This is a genomic window from Komagataeibacter rhaeticus, from assembly GCF_011611525.1.
GTDB classification, from domain to species: Bacteria; Pseudomonadota; Alphaproteobacteria; order Acetobacterales; family Acetobacteraceae; genus Komagataeibacter; species Komagataeibacter rhaeticus.
This window is the reverse complement of sequence record NZ_CP050139.1, coordinates 2,303,528-2,315,544: the sequence shown is the minus strand read 5'-3', so window position 1 is coordinate 2,315,544 and position 12,017 is coordinate 2,303,528. Positions and strand designations below refer to the sequence as shown.

14 protein-coding genes are annotated in these 12,017 nt (G+C 65.2%); 12 read left to right on the top strand and 2 right to left on the bottom strand.

Annotated features, from left to right (window positions below; all coding sequences use genetic code 11):
• Positions 1-126 precede the first annotated feature (126 nt).
• From pstC to leuB, 12 genes are all read left to right on the top strand, one after another.
• Complete coding sequence (pstC, locus tag GWK63_RS10540; protein WP_034933016.1) at positions 127-1,086, top strand: phosphate ABC transporter permease subunit PstC; 960 nt, start codon at positions 127-129, stop codon at positions 1,084-1,086.
• A gap of 3 nt (positions 1,087-1,089) precedes the next feature.
• Positions 1,090-1,992, top strand: coding sequence for a phosphate ABC transporter permease PstA (gene pstA / locus GWK63_RS10535; RefSeq protein ID WP_039999686.1), 903 nt, complete (start codon positions 1,090-1,092; stop codon positions 1,990-1,992).
• Positions 1,989-2,774, top strand: coding sequence for a phosphate ABC transporter ATP-binding protein PstB (gene pstB, locus GWK63_RS10530; RefSeq protein ID WP_034933010.1), 786 nt, complete (start codon positions 1,989-1,991; stop codon positions 2,772-2,774). The genes pstA and pstB overlap by 4 nt, the downstream gene beginning before the upstream one ends.
• Positions 2,775-2,919: 145 nt before the next feature.
• Entirely contained in the window at positions 2,920-3,432 is a 513-nt protein-coding gene (locus GWK63_RS10525; RefSeq protein WP_039999688.1) for a Spy/CpxP family protein refolding chaperone, read from the top strand.
• Between the two features lie 191 nt (positions 3,433-3,623).
• A complete protein-coding gene (gene ffh, locus GWK63_RS10520; protein WP_034933005.1) occupies positions 3,624-5,018 on the top strand; it encodes a signal recognition particle protein in 1,395 nt (464 codons plus the stop codon).
• A 54-nt stretch (positions 5,019-5,072) separates the two neighbouring features.
• Positions 5,073-5,417 carry a 30S ribosomal protein S16 gene (gene rpsP / locus GWK63_RS10515; RefSeq protein WP_007399770.1) on the top strand — a complete coding sequence of 115 codons (345 nt, stop codon included), beginning with the start codon at positions 5,073-5,075 and terminating at the stop codon, positions 5,415-5,417.
• A 45-nt stretch (positions 5,418-5,462) separates the two neighbouring features.
• A complete protein-coding gene (gene rimM, locus GWK63_RS10510; RefSeq protein ID WP_007399771.1) occupies positions 5,463-6,014 on the top strand; it encodes a ribosome maturation factor RimM in 552 nt (183 codons plus the stop codon).
• Entirely contained in the window at positions 6,011-6,757 is a 747-nt protein-coding gene (gene trmD / locus GWK63_RS10505; RefSeq protein WP_007399772.1) for a tRNA (guanosine(37)-N1)-methyltransferase TrmD, read from the top strand. The genes rimM and trmD overlap by 4 nt, the downstream gene beginning before the upstream one ends.
• Positions 6,758-6,788: 31 nt before the next feature.
• Positions 6,789-7,184 carry a 50S ribosomal protein L19 gene (rplS, locus tag GWK63_RS10500; RefSeq protein WP_007399773.1) on the top strand — a complete coding sequence of 132 codons (396 nt, stop codon included), beginning with the start codon at positions 6,789-6,791 and terminating at the stop codon, positions 7,182-7,184.
• 138 nt (positions 7,185-7,322) lie between these two features.
• Positions 7,323-8,726 carry a 3-isopropylmalate dehydratase large subunit gene (gene leuC, locus GWK63_RS10495; RefSeq protein ID WP_007399774.1) on the top strand — a complete coding sequence of 468 codons (1,404 nt, stop codon included), beginning with the start codon at positions 7,323-7,325 and terminating at the stop codon, positions 8,724-8,726.
• Between the two features lie 2 nt (positions 8,727-8,728).
• A complete protein-coding gene (gene leuD / locus GWK63_RS10490) occupies positions 8,729-9,352 on the top strand; it encodes a 3-isopropylmalate dehydratase small subunit (protein WP_007399775.1) in 624 nt (207 codons plus the stop codon).
• Positions 9,353-9,429: 77 nt separating this feature from the next.
• Positions 9,430-10,548 carry a 3-isopropylmalate dehydrogenase gene (gene leuB, locus GWK63_RS10485; RefSeq protein ID WP_039999727.1) on the top strand — a complete coding sequence of 373 codons (1,119 nt, stop codon included), beginning with the start codon at positions 9,430-9,432 and terminating at the stop codon, positions 10,546-10,548.
• A gap of 179 nt (positions 10,549-10,727) precedes the next feature.
• Here leuB and GWK63_RS10480 read toward each other — a convergent pair whose 3' ends face one another.
• Positions 10,728-11,465, bottom strand: a complete 738-nt coding sequence (locus GWK63_RS10480) for a response regulator (protein WP_007399777.1) — start codon at positions 11,463-11,465, stop codon at positions 10,728-10,730.
• Entirely contained in the window at positions 11,462-12,004 is a 543-nt protein-coding gene (locus GWK63_RS10475; protein WP_007399778.1) for a MarR family winged helix-turn-helix transcriptional regulator, read from the bottom strand. The genes GWK63_RS10480 and GWK63_RS10475 overlap by 4 nt, the downstream gene beginning before the upstream one ends.
• Positions 12,005-12,017: the final 13 nt, after the last annotated feature.

Sequence of the window (12,017 nt, the reverse complement as noted above, 5' to 3'; positions counted from 1 at the left end):
CGCCACGGGTGATCATGATGGTTGCAGAAGCGGCGTGACCTCCAGTATTGGTCCCGGCATTCCGGTGCGCCTGCGGGTGCTGATTTTGAGAACTGTGATGCGTGTGGCGGCGCGGAGGTCTTGTGTATGGATCGGTCTGCAACATCCCCTTCAACCCTGACAGGGGGGGCAAGGGGGAATGGCGATGCCATATTCACCACCATTGTCCGCAGTGCCGCCATCCTGATCCTGCTGGGGCTGGGCGGCATGGTCGTGGTCATGGCGTGGGGGGCGCGCGGGGCGTTCGCAACCTTCGGGCCGGGCTTCGTGCTGGGCACCGCGTGGAATCCGGTCACGCAGCATTTTGGCGCCGCCGCCCCCGTGTTCGGCACGCTGGTCACCGCGCTGCTGGCCATCATGCTGGCCGTGCCGCTGGCCTTCGGCATTGCGGTGTGGCTGACCGAAATCGCGCCCGCGCGCATTGCGGGCACGATCGGCACGCTGATCCAGCTTCTGGCCGCCGTGCCCTCCATCATCTTCGGCATGTGGGGGTTTGCGGTGCTGGTGCCGTTCATGGCGCATTACGTGGAACCGCTGGCCAGTCACACGCTGGGGCGCGTGCCCGGCATTGGCGTGATGTTCCGTGGCGCGCCATACGGCACGGGCTTCCTGACCGGCGGCATGATCCTGGCGGTCATGGTTACGCCGTTCATTTCCGCCGTGATGCGTGATGTCTTCCTGTCCATGCCCGCCGTGCTGAAGGAAAGTGCTTACGGGCTGGGCATGACGCGGTGGGAGGTTGTCCGCCGCATCATCCTGCCGTGGTCACGTTCATCCGTTGTGGGGGGCGTGATGCTGGGTCTGGGCCGCGCGCTGGGGGAGACGATGGCCATTACCTTCGTCATTGGCAACGCCAACCATATCGGCTGGTCGCTGTTCTCGCCGGGCAACACCATTGCCTCGCTCATTGCGCTGGAATTCCCGGAAAGTGCCGTGGGCAGCCTGAAATTCTCATCACTCATGGCCGCGGGTTTCCTGCTCATGCTCATTTCCCTTGGCACGCTGGTGTGCTCGCGCCTCCTGCTGCGTACCGGCAGGGTGGGCTGAACCATGGCAGTCCGGGATCGTGACGTGACGGACGCGGCCGCCGCCGCCGCGCGCTGGCAGGGCAACAGCCTGTCGGACATGCGCAGGCGCATGGTGGACCGGGTTGCGACGGGGCTGTGCTGGCTGGCCACCGTGCTGGTACTGCTCATGCTGTTTTCCATCCTGTTCGTGCTGGTGCGCAATGGCATCGGCGGCCTGCGCTGGGCTACGCTGGTGCATGTCACGGCCCCGCCGGGGCAGGGCGGCGGGCTGGCCAATGCCATTGCCGGCAGCCTGATCCAGACGGGCCTTGCGGTGCTGATCGGCGCGCCCGTCGGGCTGCTGGTGGGCATCTATCTTGCCGAGTTCACGGCAACGGACGGGCGGCTGATCAATCTGGTGCGCTTTGTATCCGACCTGCTGCTTTCGGCCCCGTCCATCCTGGTCGGGCTGTTCATCTACATGATCGTGGTGGTGCCAACGGGGCATTTCTCGGGCATGGCGGGGGCGCTGGCGCTGTCGATGCTGGTGGTGCCGGTGGTGGTGCGCACGACCGAGGACATGCTGCGCCTTGTGCCGCTGTCCATGCGCGAGGCGGCGATCGCGCTGGGCGCGCCCCGCTGGCGGGTCATCGTAATGGTCTGCCTGCGTGCGGCGCGGGACGGGGTGGCGACGGGCATCCTGCTGGCGCTGGCCCGTGTCTCGGGCGAGACGGCGCCGCTGCTGTTCACCTCGCTTGGCAACATGAACTGGTCGGTCTCGCCCGCCGTGCCCATGGCCAGCCTGCCGGTCACCATCTATCAGTACGCGGGGGCGGCGTATGATGACTGGACGGCGCTGGCCTGGACGGGCGCGCTGCTGATTACGGCAGGTATCCTCATGATAAACATAACCGTAAGGCTGGGGCTGGGACGGAACAGGAAATGAACATGACAGCGGTGGAAAAAAGCCCCGTTCCCACGGCCATATCGGTCCGTGACCTGAATTTCTACTACGGCGCGAACCATGCGCTCAGGAACATCTCGATCGACTTCCCGCAGGGGCAGGTCACGGGCATGATCGGGCCTTCGGGCTGTGGCAAGTCCACGCTGCTGCGTGTGCTCAACCGGATGTATGACCTCTATCCCGGCCAGCGCGCGACGGGAGAGGTGATTTTCGATGGCTGCAACATCCTTGGTCCCAGGGTGAACCTGAACGTGCTGCGCGCGCGCGTGGGCATGGTGTTCCAGAAGCCCACGCCGTTCCCCATGTCGATCTATGACAACATCGCTTTTGGCGTGCGCCTCCACGAACGCCTGGACCGCGCGGCAATGGATGCGCGGGTGGAGGACGTGCTGCGTCGTGTGGCCCTGTGGCCGGAGGTACGTGACCGGCTGCGCGATTCGGCGGGCGCGCTGTCGGGTGGCCAGCAGCAGCGGCTGTGCATTGCCCGCACCATCGCCACCCGCCCCGAAGTGGTGCTGCTTGATGAGCCGACCAGTGCGCTGGACCCTGTCTCCACCGCCCGGATCGAGGAACTGCTGGATGAACTGAAGGCCGATTTCACCATCGCCATCGTGACCCACAACCTCCAGCAGGCGGCGCGCTGTGCCGATCAGGTCGCGTTTTTCTATATGGGGGAGGTGGTGGAGGTGGACAGCGCCGACCGCATGTTCACCGCCCCGCGTGAAAAACGCACGCAGGACTACATCACCGGCCGCTTTGGCTGAGGGGCGGTGCTCCTTACATTTTGTAGCAAGTTTGGCCACATTGGAACGCCGGGTCTGTTGTAGCGTTGCGTTTGCAGGCCTTGCATGACCATCCTGAGGCATGCAGGGTAGAGAACGAGTTATAACAGGAGTAGACTTGGTTCCCATGATGAAGAAAATGATCCTGGCCGCCGCTGTCGCCGGTAGTCTCGCAAGCCTCTCCGGGCAGGCGCTTGCCGCCCATCACGCGCCCCCGCCGCCGCCGGGCTGCAATGGTGGCATGGGTGGACCCGGCGGGTTCGGTGGCATGCCCTTCCTGGGGAACGTGCAGCTGACCGCGGCCCAGCACAAGAAGCTGAAGGCCATCCTGCAGGACAGCCACCCCGATTTCCGTGCCGACATGGACAAGGAGCACCAGCTTCACAAGCAGATCCAGGACCTGCTGGCCACGCCGGGCAAGGTTGATGAGTCCCAGATCGTTGGCCTGCAGCAGCAGATCACCGCGATGCATCAGCAGCATGAGGCCGCCCGCCTGCAGACCGCGATCCGCATCCACGACATCCTGACCACCGATCAGCTGAACCAGATCCGTGACACCCAGGACAAGATCGACAGCCTGCACCAGCAGCTGCGCGCGCTGACCGCGCCGCCGCCGCCGCCGGAAGACGGCAAGAAATAAGACCTGCCCCCGCTGCGTGCGGGACCAGGGTGTGAAAGGCGGCTGCGGGACCCTCTCCCGCAGCCGTTTTTTCATGCCCGTGCGCGCAAGGCTTGACAGGGCGGGACAGGGCGCGATACATCCGCCCGACAATCAGGCACGTCACTTCGCGAGGGTTCGCGCAGTGGCGCGTCCTCTTTTGGGGAAATACGTTGTTCGAGACGCTCTCAGGCAAGCTTTCCGGTGTGTTCGATGGCCTTGCCAAGCGCGGGGCCCTGTCGGAAGCGGATGTTACGGAAGCCATGCGCGAAGTGCGTCTGGCCATGCTGGACGCCGACGTGGCGCTGCCTGTCGTCAAGGATTTCGTCAGCAAGGTCCGTGAACGTGCCGTGGGGCATGAGGTGCTGGACAGCATCTCCCCCGGTCAGGCCGTGGCCAAGATCGTCAACGATGCACTGATTGACGCACTGGGCGGCGCGGGGGCCGTGCCCCTCAACCTGAATGCCGCCCCGCCGGTGCCGATCCTGATGGTGGGCCTGCAGGGTTCGGGCAAGACCACCACGTCGGGCAAGATCGCGCGCCGCCTGGCGCAGCGTGAGCGCAAGAAGGTGCTGCTGGCCAGCCTGGATACCCAGCGCCCCGCCGCCCAGCTGCAGCTGGCCCAGCTGGCCGAGCGCGCGGGTGTGGCGTCGCTGCCCATCATCGCGGGGCAGACCCCGGTCCAGATCGCCCAGCGCGCGATGGATACCGGGCGGCGGGAAGGGTATGACATCGTCATACTGGATACCGCCGGCCGCCTGTCGATCGATGAAGCCCTGATGGATGAGGTCCGCGCCATCCGCGCCGAGACCGATCCGGCTGAAACCCTGCTGGTCGTCGATGCCATGACCGGGCAGGACGCGGTCAACACCGCCAAGGCTTTCAACGAGGCGGTGGGCGTGACCGGCGTGGTCATGACCCGTATGGATGGCGATGCCCGTGGTGGTGCCGCCCTGTCCATGCGTGCCATTACGGGTGCTCCGATCAAGCTGACCGGCTCGGGCGAGAAGCTGGACGCTCTGGAGGAATTCCACCCCGAGCGTGTGGCCGGCCGCATCCTTGGCCTGGGCGACATTGCCGGGCTGGTGGAGAAGGCCGCCGATACCCTGGATCATGAGGAAAGCGAGAAGCTTGCCCTCAAGATGATGCAGGGCAAGTTCGATCTTGATGATTACGCGGCCCAGATCCGCCAGATCAACAAGATGGGGTCCATTTCCGGCATCCTTGGCATGCTGCCCGGCATGGGCAAGCTGAAGGATGCGCTGGGGGACAAGGAGCTTGATACCTCCGTCCTCAAGCGCCATCAGGCCATCATTTCATCCATGACCCGCAAGGAGCGGCGCACGCCCTCCATCATCAAGGCATCGCGCAAGAAGCGCATCGCCGCCGGGTCCGGTACCACCGTGCAGGAGATCAACCGTCTGCTCAAGCAGTATGACGCGATGGCTTCCATGATGAAGCGGTTCAGCAAGCTGGGCGTAAAGGGACTGATGCGTCAGGGCCTGTCCGCGCTCATGCCCAATGGGGGGCGTCCCCCCGGCGGTGGCGGACGTCCGCCCTTTGGCTGAACCCGACGTCCTTCCTGTTTCCTTTTGTCCTTTTACTGTCTGGAGAATGCTTAAATGAGCCTCAAGATCCGTCTCGCCCGCGCTGGCGCGAAGAAGCGCCCCTACTACCACATCGTTGTTGCCGACAGCCGCTCCCCGCGTGACGGCCGCTTCATCGAGCGCGTCGGTTCCTACAACCCCATGCTACCCTCTGACCACGCCGACCGCGTGCGCCTGGTGGCCGAGCGCATCACCCACTGGCTGTCCAACGGCGCGCTGCCGACCGACCGCGTGGCCCGCTTCCTGGGCAACGCCGGCCTGGCGCCGAAGCCGACCTGGAACGAGCAGCCCAAGAAGTCCGCGCCCAAGAAGCGCGCGCAGGAACGTGCTGCTGCCGCCGCCGCGGCTGCCGCGGCGTAAGCCTGCTGGCGCGATAGACAGGCAGGAAAGGCAGGCAGTCATCCCATGAACCGCGATCATGTCCTGATGGGTGTGGTGGGTCGTCCGCATGGCGTGCGGGGGCTTGTGCATGTGCACAGCTACACCGCCGTGCCGGAGGACCTGGCCACCTATGACGGGCTGGTCGATGACCAGGGACGGCCGTGGCGGCTGTCATGGCACGGCACTGGCATCGCCCGCCTGCATGACGCGGCGGGCCAGGCCATCGATAGCCGTGAAGCCGCCCGGCAGTTGGTCAACCGCAAGCTGTACGTGCCGCGCGCCAGCCTGCCCGCACCCGATGAGGACGAATTCTACTTCGCCGATCTGGTCGGGCTGGAAGCGCGTGAACAGGGCACGGACCGCGTGCTGGGCCGTGTGGGCGCCGTGCATGACTATGGGGCGGGGACCAGCCTTGAGATCAATGGGGCGGGGGGCAGTCTCCTGCTGCCGTTCACCCGGGCCTGCGTGCCGGTGGTGAACGTACGGGGCGGATGGATTGACATCTGCCTGCCCGATGAGATCGAGGTGCCCGTGACGTGCTTTCCCGGCACGGCAGGGCAGGAGTCCGCGCCATGACCTGGCAGGCAACGGCGCTGACGCTGTTTCCCGACATGTTCCCCGGCGTTCTGGGGCATTCGCTGGCCGGGCGCGCGCTGGAGCGCGGCATCTGGTCACTGGATGCGCGTGACATGCGGGCCTACGGGCTGGGGCGGCACCGGGTTGTGGATGATACGCCGTTTGGCGGCGGGGCCGGCATGGTCATGCGCCCCGATGTCGTGGCGAGCGCCATTGCCGATATTGACCTGGCGGGGCGACCGCTGGTCTATCCCACGCCACGCGGGCGGCGGCTGATGCAGGCGGATGTCCGCCGGTATGCGGCGGGTCCGGGTGTTGTGGTGCTGTGCGGGCGGTACGAAGGGGTGGATGAGCGCGTGCTCGAAGCCTCGGGTGCTGAACAGGTCTCGATAGGGGATTATGTCCTGTCGGGCGGGGAAGTGGCGGCGACGGTGCTGCTTGATGCCTGCGTGCGGCTGCTGCCGGGCGTGATGGGATCGGGTGAAAGTGCGGTCGAGGAAAGCTTTTCCGACGGTCTGCTTGAATATCCGCTTTATACCAGGCCGGCACAATGGGACGGGCGCGATGTGCCCGAGGTCCTGCTGTCCGGTCATCATGCCGCGATCGCCACATGGCGCCGCGCGGCATCCGAGACGGTGACGCAGGCGCGTCGGCCGGACCTGTGGGCCGCCTACCGGGCGGGTGCGGGTCAAGACATTTCCCGGGCCGCAGGCACCCGTGCCGACGCGGACCGGCTGAACTGAACATGAAATCCTATCGAACGAGGACCGGATCATGAACATCATCCAGAAATACGAGGCGGAAGAGATCGCCCGCCTGACCGCCAAGCGCGCGGTGCCGGAATTCGCACCGGGTGACACCGTGCGCGTTGGCGTGGAAGTGGTCGAAGGCACCCGCAAGCGCGTGCAGAACTACGAAGGCGTTGTGATCGCCCGCTCCAACAAGGGCCTGAACAGCAACTTCACCGTGCGCAAGATTTCCAACGGTGAGGGCGTGGAGCGTGTGTTCCCGCTGTATTCCCCCACCATTGCCGAAATCGCGGTTGTGCGCCGTGGTGTTGTCCGCCGCGCGAAGCTGTATTACCTGCGTGGCCGTCGCGGCAAGTCCGCCCGTATTGCCGAGCGCAAGCGTGAAGTGGCGGCACCCGCCGCGACCGCCGCAGCCGAGTAAGACGCCGACCCTTCGCCCGTTTCCCCCCATCATGGCGGAAACGGGCGAACCGTTTTTTACCTGAGAATTCGTGGCTGCCCGTTGCGTGCGTATCCGGCGCGTGATGGCGGCCTGTTTCCGTCCGGGAAAGGATATACGATGGCCCCGCGCACACTGTTCGACAAGATATGGGATAGCCATGTGGTCGAAACCCTTCCGGACAGCACGGCCATCCTTTATATCGACCGGCACCTCGTGCATGAGGTGACCAGCCCGCAGGCCTTCGAGGGCCTGCGCCTGAGCGGCCGCCGCCTGCGCCATCCGGATGCGACGATCGCGGTGGTGGACCACAACGTGCCCACGTCCGACCGTACCCTGCCGATTACGGAAGCCGACAGCCGCAACCAGATCGAGACGCTGGAACGCAACGTGAAGGAATTCGGCGTGCCGTATTTCCCGCTGCTTTCCGCGCGGCAGGGTATCGTGCATGTGGTGGGGCCGGAGCAGGGTATCTCGCTGCCGGGCATGACCATCGTCTGTGGCGACAGCCATACCTCCACCCACGGCGCGCTGGGTGCGCTGGCCTTCGGCATCGGCACGTCCGAGGTCGAGCATGTGATGGCCACCCAGACCATCCTGCAGAAACCGGCGAAGAACATGAAGGTGGTGGTCGAGGGCCAGGTCGGTCCCGGCGTGACCGCCAAGGACATCATGCTGGCCATCATCGGCCATATCGGCACTGCGGGCGGTACGGGCCATGTGATCGAATTCGCCGGTTCCGCCATCCGTGACCTGGACATGGCGGGCCGCATGACGGTGTGCAACATGTCAATCGAGGCCGGTGCTCGCGCGGGACTGGTGGCGCCGGACGAGACGACGTTCGAATACGTACGCGGCCGTCCCTTTGCCCCCAGGGGCGTCGCGTTTGACGAGGCCGTTGCCTACTGGAAGACGCTGGCATCGGACGAGGGCGCCCATTACGACCGCGTGGTGGAACTGCGGGCCGAAGACATCACCCCCGTGCTGACATGGGGCACCAGCCCCGAGACCGTCATCCCCGTCACCGGCACGGTGCCCGATCCCGCCACGGAATCCGATCCGTCGCGCCGCGCGCAGATGCAGCGCATGCTGGACTACATGGGGCTGGAAGCCGGCCAGAAGATCGCGGGCACGCCGGTTGATGTCGTGTTCATCGGCTCCTGCACCAACAGCCGGATCGAGGACCTGCGGGCCGCTGCCGCCATCGCGGCAGGACGCAGGGTCGCCCCCGGCGTGCGCGCGATGATCGTGCCCGGCTCGGGCATTGTGAAAGCGCAGGCGGAAGAGGAAGGGCTGGACAAGGTTTTCCTTGATGCGGGTTTTGAATGGCGCGAGGCCGGATGTTCCATGTGCCTGGGCATGAACCCCGACCGGCTGACGCCGGGCCAGCGCTGTGCCTCCACCTCCAACCGTAATTTTGAAGGCAGGCAGGGCCCCGGCGGGCGCACGCACCTGCTGTCCCCCGCCATGGCGGCGGCGGCGGCCGTGACCGGAACCCTGACCGATGTGCGGGAGCTGATCTGACAATGGATAAATTCACTGTCCTTACGGCCGTCGCGGCCCCCCTGCCGGAAGAAAACATCGATACCGACAAGATCATTCCGGCGCGCTTCCTCAAGACCACAAAGCGCTCCGGGCTGGGCGTGCATGCGTTCGACAACATGCGCTACCGGCCCGATGGTTCGGAAAACCCGGATTTCGTGCTCAATCAGGAACCCTACCGCAAGGCCGGGATTCTGATCACATATGACAATCTTGGCTGCGGTTCTTCACGCGAGCACGCGCCCTGGGCGCTGCTGGATTTTGGCATCCGCTGCGTGATCGCGCCGTCCTTCGCCGATATTTTTAACAATAACTGCTTCAAGAACGGCATCCTGCCCATCGCCCTGCCGCGCGCGGTCTGCACGCAGCTGATGGAAGATGCCCGCATGGGCGGGAACGCGCGGCTGACGATCGACCTGCCCCGGCAGGTTGTCGTGCGCCCCGATGGCAGCGAAGTGCCCTTCGAGGTTGACCCCCTGCGCAAGAAGCTGCTGCTGGAGGGGCTGGATGATATTGGCCAGACCCTGCAGCACGAAAAGTCGATCACCGCGTTCGAGGACCGCCGCGCCAGGGCGCAGCCGTGGATTCCCCGCATTGTCCTTGACTGAACGGGCCGGGTGGCTTCGTGCTGCCCGCCCTGCGGGAAAAATCATTTAACAAACCGATTATCCGGATGGGAAACGTCATGTCCGCACCCAAGAAACTCCTGATCCTGCCTGGCGATGGCATTGGCCCCGAGATCATGCAGCAGGTCCGGCGCATCATGGACTGGATGGCGCAGGCGCGCGGCGTCCGTTTTGACGTAAGCGAGGACCTGGTGGGGGGCGCGTCGCTGGCGGTGCATGGCCAGCCGATTACCCAGCAGGTGATTGATGCGGCGCGGGCCGCGGATGCGGTGCTGTTCGGCTCGGTGGGGGATCCGAAATGGGCATCGGCGGGGTTTGACCGCCGGCCCGAGATTGCAATTCTCAAGCTGCGGCAGGAACTGGGGCTGTTCGCCAACCTGCGCCCGGCCAAGGTGTTCGATTCGCTGGTCGATTCCAGTACGCTCAAGCCCGATGTCATTCGCGGGCTGGACATCATGATCGTGCGCGAGACGGTGGGCGGCATCTATTTCGGCACGCCGCGCGGCATCGAGACCCTGCCGGACGGTTCGCGCCGGGGCATCAACACCGAAGTCTACACCACGGCGGAAATCGAGCGCGTGGCCCGTGTGGCCTTCGAACTGGCCCGCAAGCGTGACAACCGCGTGTGCTCGGTCGAGAAGTGCAACGTGATGGAAAGCGGCCTGCTGTGGAAGGAAGTCGTGACCGACCTGCATGCGCGTGAATACGGGGATGTGGAACTGAGCCACATGCTGGCCGACAACTGCGCGATGCAGATGGTACGCAATCCGCGCCAGTTTGATGTGATCGTGACCGGCAACCTGTTCGGTGACCTGCTGTCCGACCTGGCATCCATGCTGACGGGCAGCCTGGGCATGCTGCCTTCGGCAACGCTGGGGGCAAGGGGGGGCGATGGCCGCCTGCCCGCGCTGTACGAGCCGATCCATGGCAGCGCGCCGGACATTGCGGGGCAGGGCAAGGCGAATCCGCTGGCGCAGATCCTCTCCTTCGCCATGCTGCTGCGCTATTCCTTCGACATGCAGGCGGATGCCGCACTGATCGAGGCCGCGGTTTCCAACGTGCTGGACAAGGGACTGCGCACGCCCGACATCATGAGTGCGGGCAGGACGGAAGTGAACACCGATGGCATGGGCACCGCCGTGGTGGCCGAACTGGAACGCCTGAACAAGGCGGCCTGAAAGCTACGGGCTTTCCGTTCTGTGTCAGAAGGGCCGGCATGGCGCACATGCCGGCCTTTTTTGTCTTGATAGATAATAATAAAAGTTTTCGGGCGTCGCCTTTTTTCCAAAAGGCGGCGTTTTTCGAAGCTTTTTGAAAAAAGCTTCACCAAGAACGTCTTGATGATGTGCCGGATGCCTCAAAGACCGGGCTTGAGCACGTAGCCCTTGCCGCGCACGGTCTGCAGGTAGCGCGGCTCCTTCGGGTCCGGCTCGATGCGGCGGCGCAGGCGGGTGACCTGCACATCCACCGCGCGCTCCCCGATTTCCTCCATGTCCAGTGTCGCCGCGATATCGGTGCGCGACAGGATCTCGTTCGGGTGGCGGGCCAGGACCGAAAGCAGCGCCGACTCGCCGCCCGTCAGGTGTACGATTTCCCCCGCATTGGACAGCAGGCCGCGTACCGGGTCGAATTCCAGCGCCCCCAGCCGCACGATCCGCAGGTTGCTGCTGGGCGCGGGGGGGACGAACCGTCGCAGATGCGCCTTGAGCCGCAGCAGCAGCTCACGCGGTTCGAACGGTTTGGCCAGATAGTCATCGGCCCCGGCTTCCAGCCCGATGATCCGGTCTTCCGGTTCACCACGCGCGGTCAGCAGCAGGATGGGGAAATCATGGTTCTCCCGGCGCAGTTCCCGTGTCAGTTCCAGCCCGTTTTCCCCCGGCATGGTAATGTCCAGTACCAGCGCGTCAGGCTGCATGAAGCCCAGCACCTGACGCGCTTCCTGCGCGGAGGAGGCTGCGCTGACGCGAAAGCCCTGTTCGCTCAGATAGCGTTGCAGCAGGCGGCGCAGGCGGGGATCATCATCCACCACCACCACATGGGCATCCACGATCATGCTGTCACGGGGGGAGGAGGCGTCGCAGGCCGTCTGGATCATGGAGTACTCCGGTCGGGAGGGGGAAGAGCACCGGCAGACAGGCCGGGGCCATCGGATTCATCTATCAACCCGCGCATGACACGGCGAAAACCGTCAACCGCCTTGCCGCCCGCATTGCGGTACACCCGCAGGAGTACGTCACGTTGCAGGGAAAAAAGCCGGTTTTCAATCTCCATCCCGCGCGTGGTCAGGTAAAGCTGCCGCCGCCTGCGGTCCTGTGGCGCGGTCTGCTGGCGGAGCAGCCCCAGCGCCAGCAGTTCACCCAGCGCGCGGTTCAGGCTCTGCTTGGTGATGCCCAGCAGGCCCAGCAGGCCACCGACCGCCAGCCCGGGCTGAAGGGCGATGGCCTGCATGATACGGTAATGCGCGTGCCCCAGGCCAAGGGCCTGCAGTTCCTCGTCTATCAGCGCGTTGAAGGCGCGGCAGGCCAGCATGAGCAGGTCCTGCGCCTGACGCATGTCCTCGTCGCGCAGGAAGAGCAGTTCCACCCCGGCCCCCGTGGGCGCGGTGCGGATGGGGGGCGGACGGGGCGGGGCCATGGGGTATGCCTGC